The sequence below is a fragment of the Pseudoblastomonas aquimaris genome (genome assembly GCF_035481675.1).
Classification (GTDB): Bacteria; Pseudomonadota; Alphaproteobacteria; order Sphingomonadales; family Sphingomonadaceae; genus Alteriqipengyuania_B.
This window is the reverse complement of record NZ_JAYJJW010000001.1, coordinates 1,803,459-1,826,335: the sequence shown is the minus strand read 5'-3', so window position 1 is coordinate 1,826,335 and position 22,877 is coordinate 1,803,459. Positions and strand designations below refer to the sequence as shown.

The window sequence follows — 22,877 nt, the reverse complement described above, 5'->3', positions numbered from 1 at the left end:
GACCCGCTTTTGAGGCCGTCTTTACTCGCAACCTCCCGCGCGCCAGATAGGTTCCGTTCATCGCCGTCCCGATACCGGAGAGACCATGCCCAAGCGCCTTTTCAACCTGCTCGCCCTCCCGCCACTGGCTCTCGCAGTTTCTGCCTGCATCGGCGGGGGCGGCGACGAGATCCGCAGCCTGCCGCCGGTCGCGGCGGGCCCGGCGCCGACCTATGCCGATTTCGTGACTTATGGCGAAGCGGCGGACCTGGTGGCGGTGGTCAATATCGCCGAGGCGGTCGCCCTGAAGCCGGAGCGCGCGCCGAACGTCTCGCCGGGCATGGTGCGGTTCTACGTCGAGGGAGAAACGCAGCGGCTGCTGTATTCGCAGGCACCGGTGGGCGAAGTCCTCACCTATCTCGTCGACCTGCCGCTGGATGCGGAAGGCAAGCCGCCGAAAATCGAAAAGGCGCCGGTCATCGTCTTCGCAAAGGCCGGGCGCGTTCCGGGGGAAATCCAGTTGATTGCGCCCGATGCGCAGCTTCCGGCGACCCCGACCCTGATCGAGCAGGCCCTGGCCGTCATGTCCCAGCTGAGCGCCGCTGATGCGCCGCCGCGCGTGTCGGGCGTGCGCGACGTGCTTTCCGTGCCGGGCAACCTGGCCGGCGAATCGGAGACGCAGATTTTCTTTGCGAGCCCCGACGACGCCACGGTCACCGCCACGATCCTGCGCCGCCCGGGGCAGCAGCCGCGCTGGGGAGTGTCGTGGAGCGAAATCGTCGATCAGTCGGCGGCGGCGCCCGCCAACGGCACGCTCGAGTGGTATCGCCTCGCCTGCAGCCTGCCGGAAAGCCTGCCGTCCGGCGTTTTGCTCACCGAAAGCGCGCAGGACCGTGCGCGGGCCGAATCCGACTACCGCGTCGTGCGCGACGGGCTGGGGCCCTGTCTGCGCAACCGCACCTAGCCATCTCACTAGCTTAACTGTCTCGCCATCGGGCGCGGCTGCGCTATGGGCAAGGCGATGACGATGGCCGACGGGATGATCGACGACATGACACAGCCTCTCAGGATCGGGCTTGCCGGCCTCGGCACGGTCGGGGTGGGGTTGCTGCGCCTGATCGAAGGGAACAACACGCTTCTTGCCGAACGTGGCGGCGTGTCGCTGGGGGTGACTGCCGTATCCGCCAGGGAGCGGGGACGGGATCGCGGTGTCGACCTGTCTGGCTTCGCCTGGGAAGACGACATGACAGCGCTCGCTGCGCGCGGGGACGTCGACGTGGTGGTTGAAGTGGTCGGCGGGTCGTCCGGCGCCGCGCTCGAACTCGCGCGGGCCACACTGGGCGCGGGCAAGGCCTTCGTCACGGCGAACAAGGCGCTGATCGCCGAACATGGGCACGAACTCGCCGAGCTCGCCGAGGCCAACGAGGCCGCGCTGCTTTTCGAGGCGGCGGTCGCGGGCGGGATCCCGGTCGTGAAGGGCCTGCGCGAAGGCGCGGCGGCCAACCGGGTGGAGCGGCTCTACGGCATCCTCAACGGGACCAGCAATTTCATACTCAGCGAGATGGAGACGAGCGGGCGCGCGTTTGCCGACGTCCTCGGCGAGGCGCAGGAGAAGGGCTATGCCGAAGCGGACCCCAGCTTCGACATCGGCGGGATCGATGCGGCGCACAAGCTCGCCATCCTCGCCGCAATCGGTTTCGGCACGCAGCTTGATTTCGCCGGTGTGAAGACGGAGGGGATCGACCGGTTGCGCCCTGCCGACGTGGCGGAAGCGGCGCGGCTCGGCCACGTCATCCGCCTCGTCGCCATGGCGCGGCCGAGCGGCGGGGAAGAAGGTGCGTTGCTGCAGAAGGTCGCCCCGATGCTGGTCCCGATCGGTCATCCGCTCGCCCACGTGACCGGCCCCACCAACGCGGTGGTGGTGGAAGGCGATTTCGCCGGCCGCCTGCTGTTCCAGGGTGCGGGCGCGGGGGCCGAGCCGACGGCGAGCGCGGTCGCTGCCGATCTGGTCGATCTCGCGCGTGGCATGACCAGTCCGGCCTTCGCTGTCCCGACGGATAGGTTGATGGAAGCAAGGCGCGCCGACCACGGCGCCAACGAGGCGCGCTTCTACCTGCGCTTCAGCGTCTACGACCGGCCCGGCGTGCTGGCCGAACTGACCGCCGCGATGCGCGATGCCGGGGTGTCGATCGAAACGATGATGCAGCGCGGCCAGTCGGCGGAAGGTGGCGAGGTGCTGGTGATGATGGTCACGCACCACGGTCGCGAAAGCTGCGTGCGCGACGCGCTCGAAGCCTTGGGCGGATCGGACGTGCTGACCGACGCGCCGCTGGCGCTGCAATTACTCGCCGACTGATCCGTCCTCGTCTTCCGGCTCTGCCGGCGCTTCTTCGTCAAGCTGCTGCGGGGTACCGGTATCGTTGCCGAGCGGGGGCAGGCCGCGCGCGATCCGGTCGGCGTCGGACCCGGCGGGGGCCTCCGGCAAGGCGGTAACGTCGATGAAACGCGGCAGGGCCTTCGGGCAGGACAGCGGCAGGCAAACGCCGCTGATGGTCGGCTTCCCGCGAAAGATGCCGGGCCCTGCAATGTCGGGCGCATGGTCGGGCGCGCCGAACGCCCCCTGCGTGTTGGTTTCGCGGGCATATCGCGCCTGCGCGTCCTTGCGCGACATCGTCCGGTATTGGGACTGGTCGGCCACCTCGCCGCACACCACGATCTCCTCGCGCACGATCGCCGCCTCCTGCTGCCTGCGGCATTCCTCCTGCTGGGCAGGGGTGGCGGCATCGGCGGGAAGCTCGGTCCGGTCGTCCTGCGTCAGGTCGATTTCGTCGGGCGGCGCGGCGCGGTAGACGCCGAGGCTTTCGACCGTGCCCGGCTCCGGCGGGGCATCGAGGTCCTGTGCCAGCGCCGGTGATGACAGCAGGATAAGGGGCAGGGCTGCCAGCGGGGCCAACCGGTCAATTCGCACGCTCGACTTTCCCCCCGCCTCTGGCTAAGCGCCGCGGCACTGGCCATGAATAGCTATGCACGCTGCCGTGGCCCTCTGCCAGAACGGGTGAATTGCCAATGAATAAGACCGCCGCGTCCAGCGTCCTCGACCGTGTCCTCGTGCTCGAAATGGTCCGGGTGACGGAATCGGCCGCCATCGCCGCGAGCAAGCTGATCGGCCGCGGCGACGAGAAGGCCGCCGACGCCGCTGCGGTGGAGGCCATGCGCGCCGCGTTCGACGAGCTTTACATGGATGGCACGGTGGTCATCGGGGAAGGCGAGCGTGACGAGGCGCCGATGCTCTACATCGGCGAAAAGGTCGGCGGCGCGCCCGGCAAGGGCCCGAAGATCGACATCGCGCTCGACCCGCTGGAAGGCACCACGATCACGGCCAAGGCCGGCCCCAATGCGCTGGCCGTGCTGGCCGCGGCGGAGGAAGGCTGCCTGCTCAACGCGCCCGATACCTACATGGAAAAGATCGCGGTCGGCCCGGGCTATCCCGACGGTGTGATCGACCTCGCCAGATCGCCTACGGAGAACGTGAAGGCGGTGGCAGCGGCCAAGGGCGTCGAGCCGGCCGAGATCATCGTCTGCGTGCTCGACCGGCCGCGCCACGCCGATATCATCGCCGAACTGCGCGAGCTGGGCTGCGGGGTCGTCCTGATCGGCGACGGGGACGTTGCCGGCGTGATCGCGACGACGGACGAGGACACGACCATCGATATGTACATGGGCACCGGCGGGGCGCCCGAAGGCGTGCTGGCAGCCGCCGCCCTACGCTGCGTCGGTGGGCAGTTCAACGGCCGCCTGGTCTTCCGCAACGAGGACGAAAAGGCGCGCGCCCGGAAATGGGGCATCCCCGACAGCGACTTCGACCGCATCTACAAGCTGGAAGACCTCGCCCGCGGCGACTGCATCTTTGCTGCCACCGGCGTGACCGACGGATCGCTGCTCGACGGGGTGAAGCGCCGACGCGGCGGGCTGATGACGACCGAAAGCGTGGTCATGCGCGCCAGTTCCGGCACGGTGCGGTGGATTAAGGGTGAGCACCAAGTCTGAACACCTTCCGCAGGATGTAGGCCGAAAGGACTCACCGGGCTGCGCCATCGCGCTGATTTCCCTCACTGCATCGGCGGTGGGGACCATCTTCGGGTCGATTTTCTACGTTCTGAAGAATGGGCAGGGCGATATTGGCGCGTTGGTTATCGCGCCGCTGATCGCTCTTGTCGGCGGTGTTTTGGCCATTCCCATCGGGATAGTCGTCGGCTGCTTGTCGCTCTGGATCGGCGGCCGGGCAATCGCTGCATCGCCGATGCTCGGTTCCTTAGCGCTCGGCCTGCTTGGGCTGGTGCTCGGAGGTGTGGCGGGCGAATTGCTCGACTCACGCGGGATCGAGTCTGCGCCCTACGTCTTTGGCAGTATTATAGGCAGCCTTCACGGCATTTTCTGGTCATCACGGGTCGGAGTCGCTCGGCTGCGCGTCCTAGCTGCCTCACTGGCCTGCGCCACACTTATTCCCGGCATGGTCGTGCTGGCCGAAGACGGCTGGAACCTGCGCGAGAGCGAACAAAAGTTCAACGAGTATTGCAGCGGTAGAGAAGCGAATCTCGCCACGGTCATCAACCCCGGCCAGCGCAAGCTGGCCAGCGACCGCCGCCTGAACAACGGCAAATGGTACAACCAGCGTCGATGGCGCTCGCTCTACCGCCGCAGTGACGTGATCGACCTGCCTGAAGGCCGCCGCCTGCTCGCGACCGATTTCGCATACGTCCCGCAGGGCATTTTCGCGGCGCTCACTGGCGGCAAGCGGGTCTCGCGCCACTGCCTGTCCGAGGCGCAATCGCCCGACGCGCGTTTCGCTCGTCAGCATGGCGCGGGTCGGCGTCCAACGCTCGCGGACCTCGAGGACTAGCGATCGCGCTGGGCAAAGCGACCGCTGCCCCTGTTGCATTCGCAGGGGCGTAGTCTAGGCGGTTGCCACGCGCCCAATCTTTCGAGGATTCGCAGATATGAAGATCATGGCCGGCAATTCGAACCTGCCGCTCGCCCGGGCTATCGCCGGCTATCTGGAAATGCCGCTGACCGATGCCAGCGTGCGCCGCTTCGCCGACGAGGAGATCTTCATCGAAATCCACGAGAACGTGCGCGGCGAGGACGTTTTCCTGGTCCAGTCGACCAGTTTCCCGGCCAACGACCACCTCATGGAACTGTTGATCGGCATCGATGCGCTAAAGCGAGCCTCGGCCAAGCGGATCACGGCGGTGGTGCCCTATTTCGGCTATGCAAGGCAGGACCGCAAACCCGGCCCGCGCACGCCGATCTCGGCCAAGCTGGTGGCAAACCTGATTACCGAAGCCGGGGCCGACCGCGTGCTGTCGGTGGACCTGCACGCGGGGCAGATCCAGGGGTTCTTCGATATCCCAACCGACAACCTCTACGCGGCCCCTGTGATGGCGGCCGATATCCAGGCGCGGTACGGCGACCAGGACCTGATGGTCGTCTCCCCCGACGTGGGCGGCGTGGTGCGCGCACGGGCGCTGGCCAAGCGGCTCGACAATGCTCCGCTCGCCATCGTCGACAAGCGCCGCGACCGCCCGGGCGAGAGCGAAGTGATGAACATCATCGGCGACGTGAAGGGCCGGCACTGCATCCTGATCGACGACATCGTCGATTCGGGCGGCACGCTGTGCAACGCGGCGCAGGCGCTGCTGGACGAGGGCGCGTCGAGCGTGGCGGCCTATATCACCCACGGCGTGCTGTCTGGCGGCGCGGTGGCCCGCGTGGACAAGAGCGCGCTGAAGGAACTCGTCATCACCGACACGATCCGCGCGACCGATGCGGCAGACGATTCGCAGCGCATCCGCACGCTCACCGTCGCCCCGCTGCTGGGCGAAGCCATGCGCCGCATCGCCGACGAGGCCAGCGTCTCCAGCCTGTTCGACTGAGATGGCGACTGCCGACGACCTGAAGCTGGCGCACCGTCTAGCCGATGCGGCGGGCGAAGCGATCCGTCCGCTGTTCCGCGGCGAATGGTCGCACGAGCGCAAGGCCGATCGCTCTCCGGTGACCGAAGCCGACAAGGCGGCCGAGGCGGCCATTCGCGCCATCCTGGAAGCCGAGCGGCCCGGGGACGGTATTCTCGGCGAGGAATACGGGCTTTCCAACGAAGGCGCCGGGCGCCGCTGGGTGCTGGACCCGATCGACGGGACGATCAGCTTCATGGCCGGCCGCCCGATCTTCGGCACGCTGATTGCGATGGTGCAGGACGGCTGGCCCGTCCTCGGAATCATCGACCAGCCGGTCGCAAGGGAGCGCTGGGCCGGGCGCATCGGGGAAGGGACGAGTTTCAACGGCAAGCCGGTCCGCACCCGGACCTGCGCCGCACTGGAAGGCGCGGTGCTGGCGACCAGCAGCCCGCATTATTTCAGCGCCGACCAAGCGGAACCCTACATGCGGCTGGCCGGCGCGATCGGCGGCAATGTCCGCCAGGGGACGATCGTCTATGGCGGCGACTGCTACAATTACGGCCTGCTTGCCGGCGGCCATCTGGATATCGTGTGCGAAGCCGGGCTGGCGATCTACGACTATGCCGCGCTGGTCCCCATCGTGGAGGGCGCCGGCGGCACGATGAGCGACTGGCAGGGCAACCCGCTCGATGCGGACAGCGACGGCACCGTCCTCGCGCTCGGCGATCCGGCGCGGCTCGACGATGTGCTGGAAGCGATGGGGCACTCCTGACCGGCTCGTTCGTTGGGCTGGCCATGACCACGAAGACGATCTGCATTACCGGCGCGGGCAACGGCATCGGCCGCGGCTGCGCGGTCCATTTCCTCGGCCTCGGCTGGCGCGTCGCGGCGCTCGACAAGGACGGGGACGCGCTGGCCGAGCTTTCGGCAGCCTATCCGCAAGCGCAATTGCTCACCCATGCCTGCGACGTGGGGCGGGAAAGCACTACCAGGAAGGCTTTCACCGCCGTCGATGGCTGGCTCGATGGCGAGGGGCTGGGCGTGCTGGTGAATAACGCCGGGATTGCCGATCCCTATGCAGGAGAGCTGGAAGACCTGTCGCTGGAACGCTGGCAGGGCTGGATCGACGCGAGCCTGACCGCCGCCTTTCTGTGCAGCCGCGAGGCCCTGCCGTTGCTGCGGCGCGGCGACGGGGCGAGCATCGCCAATATCTCCTCCACCCGCGCACTGATGAGCGAGGAGAACACCTTTGCCTATAGCGCGGCGAAAGGCGGCGTGTCCGCGCTCACTCACGCGCTCGCCGTCTCGCTCGGTCCGGAAGTGCGCGCCAACGCGATCCTTCCCGGGTGGATCGAGACCGGCCCGTGGCAGAAGGAAGGCGAGCGCAGCGAGGCCGAGCATTCCGAGACCGCGAAGTCGCAGCATCCTGCCGGCCGGGTCGGCACGGTGGCGGACATCGCGGAGGCGGTCGAATGGATTGCCGGTGGCGGCTTCGTGACCGGACAGCAGATCGTCATCGACGGCGGGATGACGGTAAAGATGATCTACGACGCCTGACGCGCGCAGGCCTTGCATTTCGCGCAGCATCCGCTAGATGCGCGCCCTTCACCGACACGTGATTCATCTGCCGGTCTGGCCGTTAGGGCTGCCAGGGCTGGTTCGGACGTGTCTCTGACAGGAGATGAAAATGCCCAAGCTCAAGACCAAGAGCGGTGTGAAGAAACGCTTCAAGATCACCGCTACCGGCAAGGTCAAGCACGGTGTCGCCGGCAAGCGCCACCGCCTGATCAGCCACAATGCGAAGTACATCCGCCAGAACCGCGGCACCGACGTTCTCGCCAAGTGCGACGTCAAGGCCGTGAAGAAATGGGCCCCCTACGGGCTCGACTGAAGCAGGAGTACTGAAACATGCCTCGCATCAAACGCGGCGTTACCACGCGCCAGAAGCACAAGCGGCTGTTGGACCAGGCCAAGGGCTATCGCGGTCGCCGCAAGAACACCATTCGCGTTGCGCGCCAGGCCGTCGAAAAGGCCGGCCAGTACGCCTATCGCGACCGCAAGGTTAAGAAGCGCAACTTCCGCGCCCTGTGGATCCAGCGCATCAACGCGGCTGTCCGCGCCGAAGGCCTGACCTATTCGCAGTTCATCCACGGCACCAAGCTTGCCGGGATCGAGCTCGACCGCAAGGTGATGGCCGACCTCGCCATGAACGAGGGCGCAGCCTTTAAGACGATCATCAAGCAGGCCAAGGACGCGCTTCCCGCCTGATTGATGTCGTCCTGACGGACTACGACACGAAGCGCTGCTCCTGCCAAGGCGGGGGTGGCGCTTCTTCGTATTGGACCGTAACGAACCAACCCGACACCGGACCCCCGAAGACCAGATAAGGCACCATGGCAGACGATACCGACACACGGCTTTCCGACACGCTGGGCGCGATCGCCGCATCCGAAACCGGCGATGCGCTGGAGGCGATCCGCATCGAGGCGCTCGGCAAGAAGGGCTGGGTCAGCGCCCTCATGAAGACGCTGGGCGGGATGACGCCGGAGCAGCGGCAAAGCGAGGGCCCGAAGATCCAGGGCACCCGGGCACAGGTCGCCGATGCCATTGCGGCGCGCAAGGCCGCGCTCGCCGATGCCGCTCTCGACGCGCGCCTTGCCAGCGAGACACTGGACCTCACCCTGCCTGCACCCCACACGCCGAAGGGCAGCGTCCACCCTGTCAGCCAGGTGATGGACGAGCTGGCGGAAATCTTCGCCGACATGGGCTTTTCCGTCGCGACCGGGCCGGAGATCGAGGACGACTGGCACAATTTCACTGCGCTCAACATGGCGGAAACGCATCCGGCGCGCGCAATGCACGACACGTTCTACTTCCCTGACCGTAATGCCGACGGGAACCGGATGCTCTTGAGGACGCATACCTCGCCGGTGCAGATCCGCGCGATGAAGGCACAGGGCGCGCCGATCCGCATCATCGCGCCCGGCCGCGTCTATCGCAGCGACAGCGATGCCACGCACACGCCCATGTTCCACCAGGTCGAAGGGCTGGTGATCGACCGCGACATCCACCTGGGGCACCTGAAGTGGACGCTGGAGACCTTCCTCAAGGCTTTCTTCGAGCGCGATGACATCGTGCTGCGCCTGCGCCCGAGCTACTTCCCCTTCACCGAGCCTTCGGTGGAAGTCGACGTGGGCTGGCAGGATGTCGGCGGCAAAAGGGTACTCGGCGGTGACGGCGCTGCGCCCGGACACGGCTGGATGGAACTGCTCGGCAGCGGCATGGTCAATCGCCGGGTCATCGAGATGGCCGGGCTGGACCCGGACGAATGGCAGGGCTTTGCCTGGGGCCTCGGCGTCGACCGGCTGGCCATGCTCAAATACGGGATGGACGACTTGCGCGCATTCTTCGACGGCGACGGCCGCTGGCTCGATCATTACGGCTTCGGCGCATTCGACCAGCCGACCCTTTCCGGCGGCGTGGGAGCGGCATCATGAAGTTCTCGCTCGAATGGCTGAAGCATTTCCTCGAGACCGAGGCAGGCGTGACGGAAATCGCCGCGGCGCTCAACGCCATCGGCCACGAAGTCGAAGGAATCGAGGATCCGGCGCAAAAGCTGCGCGGGTTCCGCGTTGCTGAGGTGTTGACCGCCGCGCCGCATCCCGATGCCGACAAGCTGCAGGTCCTTTCCGTGGATACGGGCGAAGGCGACCCGCTGCAGGTCGTCTGCGGTGCGCCCAATGCCCGTGCCGGGATGAAGGGCGTGCTGGGCCTGCCCGGGGCGGTCGTGCCGGCCAATGGCATGGAACTGCGCAAGTCGAAGATCCGCGGCGTCGAATCGAACGGCATGATGTGCTCGGTGCGCGAACTGGAACTCGGCGACGAGCACGACGGCATTATCGAACTGCCCGCCGATGCGCCCGTCGGCACGAGCTTCGCCGATTATCACGCGGCGAGCCCGGTGTTCGATGTCGCCATCACCCCCAACCGGCCCGATTGCATGGGCGTGATGGGGATTGCGCGCGATCTCGCGGCGGCGGGTCTTGGCACTTACAAGCCTGTCGAAGTACCATCGATTGCGGGTGAGGGCGCTTGCCCGGTCGAAATTCGCATCGACGATCCGCAAGGCTGCCCGGCCTTTTATGGCCGTGTCATCCGCGGCGTCGACAACACCGGCTCCAGCCCGGAATGGATGCAGCGCCGCCTGCTTGCGGCCGGCCAGCGCGTGATCTCGCCGCTGGTCGATGCGACCAATTACCTGATGCTCGCCTTCGGCCGCCCGGCCCATGTCTATGACCTCGCCAAGCTTTCGAGCGCGGTGGTTGCTCGCCGCGCGAAGAATGGCGAGACGGCCGAGGCGCTCAACGAGAAAACGTACACGCTCGATGAAACCATGACCGTGATCGCCGACGACAACGGCGTGCACGACATCGCCGGCATCATGGGCGGGGAACATTCGGGTGCAACCGAAGGCACCACCGACGTGCTGCTCGAGATCGCCTATTTCGATCCCGAACGTATCGGCGTGACGGGCCGCAAGCTTGGCCTTGCCAGCGATGCCCGCACGCGCTTCGAACGCGGGGTCGATCCCGCTTTCCTTGATGATGGACTCGCGCTCCTGACGGACCTGATGCTGCGCACCTGCGGCGGCGAAGCGAGCGAAGCCGCGCGCGCGGGATCGCCGCCGGCCGACCGGATGACCGTGGCCTACGATCCGCAGCTGGCCCGGACGCTGGGCGGTGTCGACATTGCCGAAAGCGAACAGCGCCGCATCCTCGCCGCGCTCGATTTCGACGTGGCGCCTGACTGGACCGTCAGCGTGCCCTTGCGCCGTCACGATGTCGAAGGCGCCGCCGACCTGGTCGAGGAAGTCGTGCGCATCCACGGGCTCGACAAGGTCGAGAGCACGCCCTTGCCGCGCGTCGAAGGGGTCGCCAAACCCACCGCCACGCGCGAGCAACTTCGCGCCCGCAAGATGCGCCGCGCGGCTGCCGCGGCGGGCCTGCACGAGGCGATCACCTGGTCGTTCCTGCCCGAAGCCGAAGCCGCGCATTTTGCGCAAGGCGACGCGTCTCTGTGGGCGCTGGAGAACCCGATCAGCGAAGACCTCAAGGTCATGCGGCCCTCGCTCATCCCGGGCCTGCTGGGCGCTGCAAAGCGCAACCGTGACCGCGGCGCGGCCGGGGTGCGCGTGTTCGAACTCGGCCGACGATATTTCCGGGGCGCTGACGGTTCGAGCGACGAGCGCGAGACGTTGGCCGTCCTGCTTGCGGGCGAGAACACACCGCGCGGCTGGGCCAGTGGCAAGGCCGCGCCCTTCGATGCCTACGATGCGAAGGGCATGGCCGAACGATTGCTGGAAGTCGCTGGGGCCCCGGTCGACCGCCTGCAAGTGATGGGCGAGGCCGGCGCACAGTTCCATCCGGGCCAGTCCGGCACGCTCCGACTTGGCCCGAAAGCCGTGCTCGCCCGGTTCGGCGCGCTGCACCCGCGCACGCTGGAAGCGTTCGACATCGACGGGCCGGTCGTGGTGGCCGAGCTGTTCCTCGACGCGATCCCTGCGCCGAAGAAAGCGCCCGGCTTCGCCCGTGCGCCCTATGCGCCGCCCGCGCTGCAGCCGGTGAAGCGCGATTTCGCCTTCCTGGTGCCGGACGATCTCGCCGCCGGCGAGCTGGAGCGTGCGGTGAAGGGCGCAGACAAGCAGGCCATCGTCGCCGCACGCGTGTTCGACGTGTTCGCGGGGCAGGGGGTCCCCGAAGGCAGGAAAAGCGTCGCCATCGAAGCCACGCTCCAGCCGGGCGAGAAAAGCTTCACCGATGCCGAGCTGAAGGCGGTTTCCGACAAGATCGTGGCCGCCGCGGCGAAGCTTGGTGCGGAACTGCGCGGCTAGGCGTCACTCGCCCCAGTCGTCGGACAGGCTGCTGTCGCGCGAGCCGTAGGCACGCGATCCCGAAATCGGATCGCCGACTTTCGGCGTCTGACCCATGCGCCACTGTTCCTTCTGCATGAAGCAAGGGCCGTTGATATCGAGGTTGGGCATCCCTTCGATATTGAAGGCGCGGCCTTCGATTCTGGATGCGACCATTTCCTCCACGCCCATCCGCAGCGGCTGGCGGAAGGCCGGGCGCGCGACCGTTTGGGTGCCATCGTAGATCTCCCCGTCGCCCTTGGGTGGCAGGTTGATCTTCACTTCCGTCATCCCGCCGTCGACCGGGACCAGCTCGACATCGAAGCTGGCGACCGACTGCGAACCGCTGCTGACGCGGTAGGAGACACTCTGGTTGGTGGTGCCGCCCTGCTGGATGAAGATATCGATGCCGCATCGCATGCGATTCTTGAAATCTTCGAGATCGCCCGCGACCAGCCGCTGGTATACCTCCTCCGGCGGCAGGTCGTAGGTGTTGGCCGGCAGGTTGCTGCCGCAGCCGGCGAGCGCAAGCAGCGCCAGTGTGACGAGTGATTTCTTCATTCGGACCCCCTTCGAATACGGTTGGCGGATAGCACCGATTTCTTGCCATTCGGTTGCCCGTCGGTGCTGCATCGTGGACGCGCGGCGGCGGTGCGGCTAAGCGGCCAGCCATGTCCTCCGAACGCAGAACCTTCGCGATCATTTCGCACCCCGACGCCGGCAAGACCACGCTGACCGAGAAGCTCCTGCTGACCGGCGGCGCGATCCATCTCGCGGGCGAGGTCAAGGCGCGCGGGGCGGCCCGGCGGGCGCGCTCGGACTGGATGAAGATCGAACAGCAGCGCGGTATCTCCGTGACCTCCAGCGTCATGACGTTCGAGCGTGACGGGATCACCTTCAACCTGCTCGATACTCCGGGGCACGAGGATTTCTCCGAAGACACCTATCGCACCCTGACGGCTGTCGATTCCGCCATCATGGTGATCGACGCGGCCAAGGGGATCGAGCCGCAGACCCGCAAGCTGTTCGAAGTCTGCCGCCTGCGCAGCGTGCCGATCATCACCTTCGTCAACAAGGTCGACCGCGAAGGGCGGCCGGTCTTCGAACTGCTGGACGAGATCGCCGACATGCTGGCCCTCGACGTCAGCCCGCAGGCCTTTCCCATCGGCATGGGCGGCCAGTTCGAAGGCGTGCTGGATTTCGAGAGCGGCGCGGTCGCGCGGCCCGAAGGACCGTCGAAGGAATTCCTCGGCACGGTCGACAGCGATCCGTCGATACCTGAGAATTTCGCGGAAGAGGCCGAGCTGGCGCAGGTCGGCTATCCCGAATTCGACCTGGAGGCTTATCGCGCCGGCGACCTGACCCCGGTCTATTTCGGCTCTGCGCTGAAGAATTTCGGCGTGACCGAACTGATCGAGGCGATCGCGAAATTCGCGCCCCCGCCGCGTCCCCAGCCGGCGGGCGAGGAGCAGGTCGATCCGGGCCGGGACGAGGTGACCGGCTTCATTTTCAAGGTCCAGGCCAACATGGACCCCAACCACCGCGACCGCATCGCGTTCATGCGGCAGGTGTCGGGCACGTTCAAGCGCGGCATGAAGCTGACGCCGAGCGGCCTCGGCAAGCCGATCGCGGTCCATTCGCCGATCCTGTTCTTCGCGCAGGACCGCGAGATTGCCGACACGGCGCATCCCGGCGACATCATCGGCATCCCCAACCACGGCACGCTGCGCGTGGGCGACACGCTGAGCGAGAAGAACGAAATCCGCTTCACCGGCCTGCCCAACTTCGCTCCGGAGATCCTGCGCCGCGTGCAGCTGGTCGATCCGACCAAGACCAAGCAGCTTCGCAAGGCGCTGGACGACCTGTCCGAGGAGGGGGTGATCCAGGTCTTCTATCCGGAAATCGGCGGGCAGTGGATCGTCGGCGTGGTCGGCCAGCTGCAGCTCGAGGTGCTGATCAGCCGGCTGTCGGCCGAATACAAGGTGGAAGCGAAGCTGGAAGCCTCTCCCTTTGCCACCGCACGCTGGCTGAAGGGCGATCAGGCCGCGATGGATGAATTCGAGAAGTTCAATCGCGCCAACCTGGCCAAGGACCGCGACGGCGACCTCGTCTTCATGGCGAAGTCGCCGTGGGACGTCGGCTACCAGGAAGAGAAAAATCCCAAGCTGACTTTCTCCGCGACGAAAGAACGCTAGGTTCGCGGCCGAAGGGTGCGCATGGAACTGACCGTCGCCAGCTACAATATTCGCAAGGCCGTGGGGCGGGACCGCCGCCGCGACCCGGCGCGCATCCTGGCGGTCATCGACGAGATCGACGCCGATATCGTCGCCTTGCAGGAAGCCGACATGCGCTTCGGCAATCGCGCATCGGTGCTGCCGAAAGACTTGCTGAAACGGCACGGCTGGCACGCCGCCGCGGTGGCCGAGCGGCCCCATTCGCTCGGCTGGCACGGCAATGCGCTGCTGCTGCGCGAGGGGATAGAGGTGACGGGCACCTGCCGCGTCGACTTGCCGACGATCGAACCGCGCGGGGCGGTGCGGGCCGACCTGTCGGTGGGCGGGCGCCGGGTTCGCATGGTCGGCATGCACCTGTGCCTCACCGGCCTAAGGCGGCGCGACCAACTGCGCACGGTGATCGAACACTGTGCCGACGAAGCCGAATGCCCGACCGTGCTTATGGGCGATTTCAACGAATGGCTGCCCAACAAGGGTGCGCTGAGGGCGTTCGGCGGGCAGGACTGGACCGTGCTGTCACCGGGCCGCTCCTTCCCCGCGCATCGCCCGCTCGGCACGCTCGACCGGATCGTGGTGAGCGACCATTGGCGGGTGTCCCACACCGATGTGCACGGCAGCGACCTCGCCGCGGTAAGCAGCGACCACCTGCCCGTCTATGCGCACCTGCGGCTGCCGAAAGCAGATGCCGAAAATTAAGGCAGCTGCATAAAAATGTGACTCGGCCGGGCTCTCGCTAATTGCAAATTGCGCCGCGTGCCCCCCGTATTGCGATTTCTTACATTCTGGCACGGCTCTTGCTGCAAGTGCGAAGGGCGCGTTTTGCGCGTGTCCGGGTTTCCATATCGCAACAGGGGGGCGCTCACGTGAAATACATCGTCGCCATCATCAAGCCGTTCAAGCTCGACGAGGTGCGCGAAGCCCTCGGCGAGATCGGGGTCGCTGGCATGACCGTGTCCGAGGTGAAGGGTTTCGGCCGCCAGAAGGGCCAGACCGAAATCTATCGCGGCGCGGAATACGCCACCAACATGCTGCCGAAGGTCAAGCTGGAGATCGCCGCGAGCGATGCGCTGGCGCCGCAAGTGGTCGAGAAGATCCAGGAAGTCGCCAGCACCGACAGCATCGGCGACGGCAAGATATTCGTCCTCGACCTTTCGTCCACCACCCGCATCCGCACCGGCGAAACCGGCGACGCGGCACTTTGAGGAGGACCGACATGCTCAAGAAAATCACGGGTTTCTGCGCTGCCGCCGGCAGCATCGTTTCCGCCTCCGCCGCATGGGCGCAGGATGCTGCAACCGAAGCGGGTACGCCGATTGCGGGCGCCACGACCGAGGCGGCGGCTGCCGTCGCCAACCCCGGCAACAACGCCTGGATGATGACCTCCACCGTCCTCGTCCTGCTGATGATCCTGCCCGGCCTCGCCCTGTTCTACGGCGGCCTGACGCGATCGAAGAACATGCTCAGCACCATGACCCAGATCGGCGCCACCGCCGCGCTGGCGATGCTGGTGTGGGTGATGTGGGGGTATTCCACCGCATTCGGGCCTGAAGGCAACAGCTTCTTCAGCTGGGGCAACCTGTTCCTGACGGGCACGACTGCCGACAGCACGGCGGCCACCTTCAGCGACGAGGTCATCAGCGAATATGTCTTCATCAGCTTCCAGATGACCTTCGCGGCCATCACCGCCGCCCTGATCCTGGGCGCGACGGCGGAGCGGATGAAATTTACCGCGGTGATGGTGTTCGTGCCGATCTGGCTGACCATCGTCTATTTCCCCATCGCCCACATGGTGTGGTGGGATGGCGGCCTGCTGTTCGATGCCGGTGCGCTCGATTTCGCCGGCGGGACCGTGGTCCACATCAACGCAGGTGTGTCGGGCCTCGTGCTCGCCTATCTCCTCGGCAAGCGCCGCGGCTATCCGGCTGAGCCCATGCCGCCGCACAGCCTGACGATGACGATGATCGGCACCGGCCTGCTGTGGGTTGGCTGGTTCGGCTTCAATGCCGGCTCCGAACTGGAAGCTGACGGTGTTGCCGGCCTCGCCATGATCAACACCTTCGTCGCCACGGCGGCAGGGGCGCTGACCTGGATGGTGATCGAGCGGCTGGCCGGGCACAAGGGCAGCGCGCTGGGCTTCTGTTCGGGTGTCATCGCCGGCCTCGTCGCCGTGACCCCGGCTGCCGGCAACAGCGGTCCGTTCGGGGCGATCCTGCTCGGCATCGCGTCCTCGATCGTGTGCTATTTCTTCGTCGCCAAGGTGAAGCAGAAGTTCGGTTACGACGACAGCCTCGATGCCTTCGGCATCCACGGCGTGGGCGGCATCGTCGGCGCGCTGGGTACCGGCATCGTCTACCAGCCGTTCATCGGCGGCCCCGGAGACGGATCGACCGCAACGCTCGCGCAGCTCTTCATCCAGGCCGAAGGCGTGGTCGTGACCATCGTGTGGGCCGCGATCGGAACGCTGGTCGCCGGCTTCATCGCCAAGCTCGTCACCGGGCTGCGGGTCGACGAAGAGACCGAAGTCAACGGCCTCGACATCTCCGAACACGGGGAGCGCGCCTACAACTGATCTTAACCAGATTGGCGGGGCCGGGAACTCTCTCTCCTCACCGGCCTCGCCAACCGATGTTCCTCCTGCGGAATATCCTTGGGATCGGAGTGCAAGCTCCGGTCCCTTTTTTTGCCGAACTTCAGCCGAGCGCGTCCTTCACGAAGTCGGCGCAGCGTTCGCCGATCATGATGCTGGGCGCGTTGGTGTTGCCGCTGACGAGGCGGGGCATAATGCTGGCATCGGCAATCCACAGCCCGTCGACTCCGCGCGCCTTAAGCCGGGTATCGACGACCGAAGCCTCGTCGGCGCCCATGCGGCAGGTGCCGACCGGGTGGTATACCGTGTCGGCGCGGCTCCGGATGAGATCGTCGAGCTGCCCGTCGTCGTCGAGGTCGATGGGATAGCGGTCCTTCGGCGCATAGTCCGACAGCGGCGGGGCGGAAGCGATCCGGTGCGACAGGCGCACGCCCGCGCGCAGCGTCGCGATGTCGCGCTCGTCGTCGAGGAAATTGGGGTCGATCCGGGGCGCGTCGGCGGCGTTGCGACTTCCCAGCCGCACCGTCCCGCGGCTTTCCGGGCGCAGCACGCAGGCGTGGAGCGAGAAACCGTGCCCTTTCACCTTCTCGCGCCCGTGATCCTCCAGCATCGCCGGCACGAAATGCCACTGGACGTCCGGAGCCGGCGCATCGGGCATCACGGTCCAGAAGCCGCCGCTTTCGGCATAGGGGGTGGTCATGATCCCGGTGCGCTGGCGGCGGTGCTCGATCATCGCCTTCACCATGCGGATGCTGCCGGCGATGCTGTCGCCGATAGGCTCCTTCGACTCGGTCTCCCAGCTGGAGACGTAGTCGATATGGTCCTGCAGATCGCTGCCCACGGCGGCACGGTCGTCGACCACGTTGATCCCGTGTTCCTGCAGATGCGCGCCCGGCCCTATGCCCGACAGCATGAGGATTTGCGGCGAATTGAAGGCGCCTGCGCTCAGGATCACGCCGCCGCGCGCCGTGATCGTGCGCTCCTTCTTGCCGACGGAGTAGGTCACGCCGGTGACGCGGCCATCCGCGATCTCCAGCCGCTGCACCGTCACGCCGATGCGCACGTCGAGGTTCTTTCGGTCGCGGAGCGGCTCGATATAGGCGCGGCTGGCCGACCAGCGCTCGCCGTCTTTCTGGGTCACCTGGTACATGCCGAAACCGGCCTGTTTCTCGCCGTTGAAGTCTGTGTTGCGCGGCAGCTGGAGCGAGGCTGCACTTTCGACGAAAGCCTTGCTGGCGGGGTTCGCGTATTTCTGGTCGCTGACCCACAGCGGCCCGTCGCCGCCATGGTACTCGCTCTGGCCACGAACGTTGCATTCGGCCTTCTTGAAATAGGGCAGGACATCGTCATAGGCCCAGCCGTCGCAGCCGAGTTCGGCCCACTGGTCGTAATCGAAACGGTTGCCGCGGATATAGACCATCGCGTTGATCGCGCTCGACCCGCCGAGGCCGCGCCCGCGCGGCTGGTAGCCGATGCGGCCCTTCAGCCCCTTCTGCGGGACCGTGTCGTAGCGATAGTTGGAGCTGTTGCGCAGGAAGGGCATGAAGCCCGGCGTCTTGATCAAGAAATTGTCGTTCCGGCCGCCGGCCTCCAGCAGGCAAACGCTCTTGCCCGCTGCTGCCAACCGCCCGGCCGCCGCGCTGCCCGCACTACCGCCGCCGACGACGATGACGTCGAATTCATCCATGCTCGCTCTCCTCGGTCACAAGGATTAAGCGAGCGATTAAAGGGGCGCAACGATTTAAGCTTGCGGGGAATTTCCGGGTCCGGAGCCTTCGCCCCTCCGTTCCCGCCAGCGCGCGCGGATCGTGTCGCTGGTCTGGCGGCTGCCGTCATGGCTCCAGCCGGGCTCGCGCAGCAGGTAGGATAGCTTGTGCCGCCACGGGGCGCGCCACATGTCCTGCGCTATGCCGATCCATTCGTGGAAGACGGACCACAGGAGGTTGAACGTGCCGAGCTGCCTGACGATGCCGTAGCGGATCGGCTCGTCCGCATCTTCCACCTCGGGCTGGAATGTGCGGAACATCCGGTCCCACACGATGAAGACCCCTGCATAGTTGCGGTCGAGATAGCGCGGATTGGTGGCGTGGTGGACGCGGTGGTGGCTCGGCGTGTTCATCACCGCTTCGAACCAGCGCGGCATCCGGCCTATCGACTCGGTGTGGATCCAGAACTGGTAGATCAGGTTGAAGCCGCCGCAGATCGCGATCATCACCGGGTGGAAGCCGAGCAGCACCAGCGGCAGCTTGAACGCAAAGCCCAGTGTCAGGAACCCCGTCCAGCTTTGGCGCAGGGCGGTGGACAGGTTGTAATGCTGGCTCGAATGGTGGTTCACGTGGCTCGCCCAGAACCAGCGGATCCGGTGGCCGGCGCGGTGGATCCAGTAATAGGCAAGGTCGTCCAGCACGAAGCACAATGCCCAGGCCCACCACACCCAGCCGATATCGAACAGCCGGTATTCCCACAGCGCGAGGTAGAGAAGGAGGAAGAGGCCGCCGAACAGCAGGCCCGAAACCGTGCTGCCGAGTCCGAAGGCGAGGCTGGTCAGCGTGTCGCGCGGTTCGTAGGCCTCCGGCCGCCGCAGCCGGGCCCAGACCATTTCGGCCAGCACGAGCATGACGAAACCGGGCACGGCGTATTCGGTGGGTGAGAAATCGGGCACGGCGCTAGTCTAGGGCGCGAAGCCGCGCGAACCAAGCCTCCGCCTCCTCGTGATCGAGAGCCATCTCGACGGGGCGGTGCAGCCGCTCGCCACTGTGCACGGACAGTCCTTCGCCCGTCCGCTCGACCCGGGCAGCCGGGCCGAGCACGCGGCCGACGAACTTGTTGCCGTGCGGCATCAGCAGCATCACTGCCGCGCCGTCGAAAAGGATGGCAGCGCGGCCTTCGCGATCCACAATCACGTCCCTCGGGGCGAAATGCAGGTCGACCTCGCTCGCCAGCGCCATCGCATGCTCGGGACCGTCGATCCGCCCGACCCCGCCGAGCTTCAGCCAGCCCGCCAGGAGGAAAAGGGCCAGGATAGCCGCCAGCGAGCCGCCGAACTGAAGCAGCTGGTCTATCACGGAACGCTAGCCCGCCTCTTGCGCCAACCTGCGTCGCCGGTTCCGCTGGACGATGTTCAGGATTTCGACGCCGACGGAAAAGCCCATCGCAGCGTAGATATATCCCTTCGGCACATGGAACCCGAAACCGTCCGCGACCAGCACCAGGCCGATCATCACGAGGAACGCCAGCGCCAGCATGACCAGCGTGGGATTCTTCTCGATGAACTTGGCGAGGGGATCGGCGGCGATCATCATAATACCGACGGTAATGACCACCGCAGTGACCATGATCGGGATTTCGTCGGTCATGCCGACTGCGGTCAGGATCGAATCGACGGAAAAGACGAGGTCGATCGCCACGATCTGCGCGATCACGGCGCCGAAGGTGGCAGTTACGGCTGCCTTGCCGGGTGTCTTGTCGAGCAGGTCGCCGGTGTTGTCTTCCGGCTCCATGGAATGGTGGATTTCCTTCGTGGCCTTCCACAGCAGGAACAGGCCGCCTGCCAACAGGATAAGGTCGCGGCCGGAAAAAGCCGTTTCGAAGGACGGCTCGCCATATTCGTTGGCAGCGCCGACCAGGCCGAGATCGAACAGGGGTTGCTGAAGTGTCACCAGCCAGCCGATCAGCATGAGCATCCCGATGCGCAGGACCAGCGCCAGGGCCAGGCCGATGCGGCGTGCACGCTGTTGCTGGTGCTCCGGCAACTTGTTCGACAAGATCGCGATGAAGATGAGATTGTCGACCCCCAGAATGACTTCGAGGACGATGAGGGTGAACAGCGCGGCCCAAGCGGCCGGATCGCTCAGAAGGCTCATGATTTCCATGCGCCTGCCATGCCGCGGGTGCGACTTCCCGACAACAGGTTTCGCCATCTCCACATGCGACTTTGGGCTTTTCAGCCAATTTTGTTCGCGTGTCGCGATTTCTTGGGTTATGCACAGGCCCAAAGCGTGCGTTGTATCGGGCCGGCTGGCCCGTCGTGCGTGACGATCCGGGGGGGTACCGTCTGCTTTCCGGATCGGCGAATCAAGCGGGCGGCGATTTGGGTGTTTGAAGTATTATGGGTTTTGACAGGGGCCGGCGCGGCCGCGGACGCGACAAGCGGGACAATATCGGCGAAGACAATTTCGATCCGTTCGGCGGGCCGTCCGATTTCGGTGGCGGCGACCGTTTTGGCGGTGGTGGTGACCGCTTCGGTGGCGGCGGTGGCGACCGTTTCGGCGGTGGCGGCGATCGCTTCGGCGGCGGCGACAATCGCGGTGGTGGCGGTGGCGGTGGCTATCGCGGCGGCGGCGGCGGCGGCGGAGGCGGTGGCTTCCGTGGCGGCGGCGGCGGCGGCCAGCGCGGCGGCATGCCCGCACAGGTCGTCGGCACCGGTTCCGGCAAGGTGAAGTTCTTCAACGCCCAGAAGGGCTTCGGCTTCATCCAGCAGGATGCCGGCGGCGAAGACGTGTTCGTCCACATCAGCGCAGTGGAACGCGCAGGCCTGGAAGGGCTCGCCGAAGGGCAGGAACTGCAGTTCAACCTCGTGGACCGCGGCGGCAAGGTGTCGGCAGCGGACCTGCAGGTCGTCGGCGACGTAATCGCCGTTCAGACCAACGCTGCCCCGCGGCGCGAGCTGACCGGCGAGAAAGCCAGCGGCACCGTGAAGTTCTTCAATTCGATGAAGGGCTTCGGCTTCATCACCCGCGACGATGGCCAGCCGGATGCTTTCGTGCACATCAGCGCGGTGGAACGCTCGGGTCTTAGCGAGATCAACGAGGGCGACCGCTTCGAATTCGACCTCGAAGTCGACCGACGCGGCAAGTATTCGGCGGTCAATCTCGTCCCTGCGCAGGGCTGACCGTCTGCCGTTCCGGGCCGGAATTCCGGTCCAGGACTGCTGCAAGACAGCGCGAATGGCGGCCCGCGTGGGGTCGCCATTTTGCGTTTGAAACAGAATTCGAAATTCAAGGATTAGCCCAAGACATGTCCATCACGCCCCTCATGCCCGTCTACCCGCGCTGCGACGTGCGCCCCGTACGGGGAGAGCACTGTCACCTGATCGACGAGGACGGCACGCGTTATCTCGACTTTGCCAGCGGGATCGCAGTGAATCTGCTGGGCCACAGTCACGAGGGGCTGATCGGTGCCATCCAGCGCCAAGCCGCCGAACTCATGCATGTCTCGAACCTCTACGGCAGCCCGCAGGGAGAGGCGCTGGCCCAGCGGCTGGTCGACCTGACCTTTGCCGATACGGTGTTCTTCACGAACTCCGGTGCCGAAGCGGTGGAGACGGCGATCAAGACCGTGCGCGCCTATCACCAGCACGACGATGGCGATGCGAACCGGACGGAAATCATCACCTTCGCCAACGCATTCCACGGCCGCACGATGGCCACCATCAGCGCGTCCAACCAAGAAAAGATGCACAAGGGCTTCCAGCCGCTCCTCGGCGGGTTCCGCTATGTCGAATTCGACGATCTGGAGGCCGCGAAGGCAGCGGTCGGGCCGCAGACGGCCGGCTTCCTGGTCGAGCCGATCCAGGGCGAGGGCGGCATCCGCCCGGCCAGCATGGAATTCATGCAGGGCCTGCGTGCCCTGGCGGACGAGCATGACCTGATGCTGGCTCTCGACGAGGTGCAATGCGGCGTCGCGCGCACCGGGACGCTGTATGCTTACGAACAATACGGCATCACGCCCGACGTGGTCGCTACCGCCAAGGGCATCGGCGGCGGTTTTCCCTTCGGCGCCTGCATGGCGACCGAAAAAGCAGCGCGCGGAATGGGTTTCGGCACCCACGGTTCGACCTACGGCGGCAACCCGCTGGCGATGGCGGCGGGCATGGCCGTGCTCGATGCCGTGGCGAATGACGAATTCCTCTCCGAAGTCCGCACCAAGGGGAAAAAGATCCGCAGCCGGCTCGAACAATTCATCGGCAACTATCCCGACCTGTTCGACTATGTGCGCGGCATGGGCCTGATGCTGGGCCTGCGCATGAAGGTGGAGAGCCGCCCGTTCATGGTGCACCTGCGTGACAGCCATGACCTGCTGACTGTGGCCGCGGGCGACCAGACCTTGCGGGTCCTGCCGCCGCTGGTGATCGGCGATGCGGAGATCGACGAATTCTTCGAAAAGCTTTCGGCCGGGGCGGCGGATTTCGTCGTTCCCGCCGGCTAGGGGGTACC

At 66.1% G+C, this 22,877-nt stretch carries 23 protein-coding genes; 17 read left to right on the top strand and 6 right to left on the bottom strand.

The genetic code is table 11. From position 1 onward, the window contains the following. The first annotated feature begins 85 nt into the window (after positions 1-85). Both VCJ71_RS09100 and VCJ71_RS09095 read left to right on the top strand, forming a co-directional pair. Positions 86-943: a hypothetical protein gene (locus VCJ71_RS09100; RefSeq protein ID WP_324640646.1), complete on the top strand. Its 858-nt coding sequence runs from the start codon at positions 86-88 to the stop codon at positions 941-943. 87 nt (positions 944-1,030) lie between these two features. Beyond that, complete coding sequence (locus VCJ71_RS09095; protein WP_324640920.1) at positions 1,031-2,335, top strand: homoserine dehydrogenase; 1,305 nt, start codon at positions 1,031-1,033, stop codon at positions 2,333-2,335. Here VCJ71_RS09095 and VCJ71_RS09090 read toward each other — a convergent pair. Then, positions 2,321-2,947 (bottom strand): hypothetical protein, encoded by a 627-nt coding sequence (locus VCJ71_RS09090; RefSeq protein ID WP_324640645.1) that lies wholly within the window; start codon positions 2,945-2,947, stop codon positions 2,321-2,323. The two genes, VCJ71_RS09095 and VCJ71_RS09090, sit on opposite strands and share 15 nt — an antisense overlap. Before the next feature lie 98 nt (positions 2,948-3,045). Here VCJ71_RS09090 and glpX point away from each other — a divergent pair, with 98 nt between their 5' ends. The 9 genes from glpX to pheT all read left to right on the top strand — a co-directional run bounded on the left by glpX (position 3,046) and on the right by pheT (position 11,823). Next, the gene (glpX, locus tag VCJ71_RS09085; protein WP_324640644.1) at positions 3,046-4,026 is read left to right on the top strand and encodes a class II fructose-bisphosphatase; all 981 of its coding nucleotides are present in this window, start codon (positions 3,046-3,048) and stop codon (positions 4,024-4,026) included. Beyond that, on the top strand, positions 4,010-4,879 hold the full coding sequence (locus VCJ71_RS09080) for a hypothetical protein (protein WP_324640643.1): 870 nt from the start codon (positions 4,010-4,012) through the stop codon (positions 4,877-4,879). The genes glpX and VCJ71_RS09080 overlap by 17 nt, the downstream gene beginning before the upstream one ends. A gap of 97 nt (positions 4,880-4,976) precedes the next feature. After that, a complete protein-coding gene (locus VCJ71_RS09075; protein ID WP_290136338.1) occupies positions 4,977-5,912 on the top strand; it encodes a ribose-phosphate pyrophosphokinase in 936 nt (311 codons plus the stop codon). Between the two features lies 1 nt (position 5,913). Continuing rightward, a complete protein-coding gene (locus VCJ71_RS09070; protein WP_324640642.1) occupies positions 5,914-6,705 on the top strand; it encodes an inositol monophosphatase family protein in 792 nt (263 codons plus the stop codon). A gap of 23 nt (positions 6,706-6,728) precedes the next feature. After that, positions 6,729-7,490, top strand: a complete 762-nt coding sequence (locus VCJ71_RS09065) for an SDR family NAD(P)-dependent oxidoreductase (RefSeq protein ID WP_324640641.1) — start codon at positions 6,729-6,731, stop codon at positions 7,488-7,490. Between the two features lie 130 nt (positions 7,491-7,620). Continuing rightward, entirely contained in the window at positions 7,621-7,824 is a 204-nt protein-coding gene (gene rpmI, locus VCJ71_RS09060; protein ID WP_324640640.1) for a 50S ribosomal protein L35, read from the top strand. Positions 7,825-7,841: 17 nt separating this feature from the next. Continuing rightward, complete coding sequence (gene rplT, locus VCJ71_RS09055) at positions 7,842-8,201, top strand: 50S ribosomal protein L20 (RefSeq protein ID WP_290136334.1); 360 nt, start codon at positions 7,842-7,844, stop codon at positions 8,199-8,201. A 125-nt stretch (positions 8,202-8,326) separates the two neighbouring features. Beyond that, positions 8,327-9,430, top strand: a complete 1,104-nt coding sequence (pheS, locus tag VCJ71_RS09050) for a phenylalanine--tRNA ligase subunit alpha (protein ID WP_324640639.1) — start codon at positions 8,327-8,329, stop codon at positions 9,428-9,430. Further along, entirely contained in the window at positions 9,427-11,823 is a 2,397-nt protein-coding gene (pheT, locus tag VCJ71_RS09045; RefSeq protein WP_324640638.1) for a phenylalanine--tRNA ligase subunit beta, read from the top strand. The genes pheS and pheT overlap by 4 nt, the downstream gene beginning before the upstream one ends. Positions 11,824-11,826: 3 nt before the next feature. Here pheT and VCJ71_RS09040 read toward each other — a convergent pair whose 3' ends face one another. Continuing rightward, positions 11,827-12,402, bottom strand: coding sequence for a hypothetical protein (locus tag VCJ71_RS09040; protein WP_324640637.1), 576 nt, complete (start codon positions 12,400-12,402; stop codon positions 11,827-11,829). A 110-nt stretch (positions 12,403-12,512) separates the two neighbouring features. Here VCJ71_RS09040 and VCJ71_RS09035 point away from each other — a divergent pair, with 110 nt between their 5' ends. The 4 genes from VCJ71_RS09035 to VCJ71_RS09020 all read left to right on the top strand — a co-directional run bounded on the left by VCJ71_RS09035 (position 12,513) and on the right by VCJ71_RS09020 (position 16,644). Beyond that, on the top strand, positions 12,513-14,036 hold the full coding sequence (locus VCJ71_RS09035) for a peptide chain release factor 3 (RefSeq protein ID WP_324640636.1): 1,524 nt from the start codon (positions 12,513-12,515) through the stop codon (positions 14,034-14,036). A gap of 21 nt (positions 14,037-14,057) precedes the next feature. Next, a complete protein-coding gene (locus VCJ71_RS09030; RefSeq protein WP_324640635.1) occupies positions 14,058-14,771 on the top strand; it encodes an endonuclease/exonuclease/phosphatase family protein in 714 nt (237 codons plus the stop codon). A 167-nt stretch (positions 14,772-14,938) separates the two neighbouring features. Continuing rightward, on the top strand, positions 14,939-15,277 hold the full coding sequence (locus tag VCJ71_RS09025) for a P-II family nitrogen regulator (protein ID WP_290136328.1): 339 nt from the start codon (positions 14,939-14,941) through the stop codon (positions 15,275-15,277). 11 nt (positions 15,278-15,288) lie between these two features. Next, a complete protein-coding gene (locus VCJ71_RS09020; protein WP_324640634.1) occupies positions 15,289-16,644 on the top strand; it encodes an ammonium transporter in 1,356 nt (451 codons plus the stop codon). 121 nt (positions 16,645-16,765) lie between these two features. Here the strand turns inward: VCJ71_RS09020 and VCJ71_RS09015 are convergent, their stop codons facing one another. The 4 genes from VCJ71_RS09015 to VCJ71_RS09000 are packed head-to-tail and all read right to left on the bottom strand — an operon-like array spanning position 16,766 to position 20,534. Beyond that, complete coding sequence (locus VCJ71_RS09015) at positions 16,766-18,349, bottom strand: GMC family oxidoreductase (protein WP_324640633.1); 1,584 nt, start codon at positions 18,347-18,349, stop codon at positions 16,766-16,768. A 54-nt stretch (positions 18,350-18,403) separates the two neighbouring features. Continuing rightward, entirely contained in the window at positions 18,404-19,324 is a 921-nt protein-coding gene (locus VCJ71_RS09010) for a sterol desaturase family protein (RefSeq protein WP_324640632.1), read from the bottom strand. A 4-nt stretch (positions 19,325-19,328) separates the two neighbouring features. Then, positions 19,329-19,727, bottom strand: coding sequence for a hypothetical protein (locus VCJ71_RS09005; protein WP_324640631.1), 399 nt, complete (start codon positions 19,725-19,727; stop codon positions 19,329-19,331). A gap of 6 nt (positions 19,728-19,733) precedes the next feature. After that, on the bottom strand, positions 19,734-20,534 hold the full coding sequence (locus VCJ71_RS09000) for a TerC family protein (protein WP_324640630.1): 801 nt from the start codon (positions 20,532-20,534) through the stop codon (positions 19,734-19,736). 236 nt (positions 20,535-20,770) lie between these two features. Here VCJ71_RS09000 and VCJ71_RS08995 point away from each other — a divergent pair, with 236 nt between their 5' ends. After that, positions 20,771-21,553 carry a cold-shock protein gene (locus tag VCJ71_RS08995; protein ID WP_324640629.1) on the top strand — a complete coding sequence of 261 codons (783 nt, stop codon included), beginning with the start codon at positions 20,771-20,773 and terminating at the stop codon, positions 21,551-21,553. A gap of 125 nt (positions 21,554-21,678) precedes the next feature. After that, complete coding sequence (locus tag VCJ71_RS08990) at positions 21,679-22,869, top strand: aspartate aminotransferase family protein (RefSeq protein ID WP_324640628.1); 1,191 nt, start codon at positions 21,679-21,681, stop codon at positions 22,867-22,869. The last annotated feature ends 8 nt before the right edge of the window (positions 22,870-22,877 follow it).

Excerpts from the sequence above, each read along its gene's own strand:
- VCJ71_RS09040 (WP_324640637.1), bottom strand. The coding sequence starts at position 12,402 with ATGAAGAAATCACTCGTCACACTGGCGCTGCTTGCGCTCGCCGGCTGC.
- VCJ71_RS09070 (WP_324640642.1), top strand. The coding sequence starts at position 5,914 with ATGGCGACTGCCGACGACCTGAAGCTGGCGCACCGTCTAGCCGATGCG.
- VCJ71_RS09035 (WP_324640636.1), top strand. The coding sequence starts at position 12,513 with ATGTCCTCCGAACGCAGAACCTTCGCGATCATTTCGCACCCCGACGCC.
- VCJ71_RS09020 (WP_324640634.1), top strand. The coding sequence starts at position 15,289 with ATGCTCAAGAAAATCACGGGTTTCTGCGCTGCCGCCGGCAGCATCGTT.
- VCJ71_RS09075 (WP_290136338.1), top strand. The coding sequence starts at position 4,977 with ATGAAGATCATGGCCGGCAATTCGAACCTGCCGCTCGCCCGGGCTATC.
- VCJ71_RS08995 (WP_324640629.1), top strand. The coding sequence starts at position 20,771 with ATGGGTTTTGACAGGGGCCGGCGCGGCCGCGGACGCGACAAGCGGGAC.
- VCJ71_RS09000 (WP_324640630.1), bottom strand. The coding sequence starts at position 20,534 with ATGGAAATCATGAGCCTTCTGAGCGATCCGGCCGCTTGGGCCGCGCTG.
- VCJ71_RS09100 (WP_324640646.1), top strand. The coding sequence starts at position 86 with ATGCCCAAGCGCCTTTTCAACCTGCTCGCCCTCCCGCCACTGGCTCTC.
- pheS (WP_324640639.1), top strand. The coding sequence starts at position 8,327 with ATGGCAGACGATACCGACACACGGCTTTCCGACACGCTGGGCGCGATC.
- glpX (WP_324640644.1), top strand. The coding sequence starts at position 3,046 with ATGAATAAGACCGCCGCGTCCAGCGTCCTCGACCGTGTCCTCGTGCTC.
- VCJ71_RS09065 (WP_324640641.1), top strand. The coding sequence starts at position 6,729 with ATGACCACGAAGACGATCTGCATTACCGGCGCGGGCAACGGCATCGGC.
- VCJ71_RS09030 (WP_324640635.1), top strand. The coding sequence starts at position 14,058 with ATGGAACTGACCGTCGCCAGCTACAATATTCGCAAGGCCGTGGGGCGG.
- rplT (WP_290136334.1), top strand. The coding sequence starts at position 7,842 with ATGCCTCGCATCAAACGCGGCGTTACCACGCGCCAGAAGCACAAGCGG.
- VCJ71_RS08990 (WP_324640628.1), top strand. The coding sequence starts at position 21,679 with ATGTCCATCACGCCCCTCATGCCCGTCTACCCGCGCTGCGACGTGCGC.
- rpmI (WP_324640640.1), top strand. The coding sequence starts at position 7,621 with ATGCCCAAGCTCAAGACCAAGAGCGGTGTGAAGAAACGCTTCAAGATC.
- VCJ71_RS09095 (WP_324640920.1), top strand. The coding sequence starts at position 1,031 with ATGACACAGCCTCTCAGGATCGGGCTTGCCGGCCTCGGCACGGTCGGG.
- pheT (WP_324640638.1), top strand. The coding sequence starts at position 9,427 with ATGAAGTTCTCGCTCGAATGGCTGAAGCATTTCCTCGAGACCGAGGCA.
- VCJ71_RS09015 (WP_324640633.1), bottom strand. The coding sequence starts at position 18,349 with ATGGATGAATTCGACGTCATCGTCGTCGGCGGCGGTAGTGCGGGCAGC.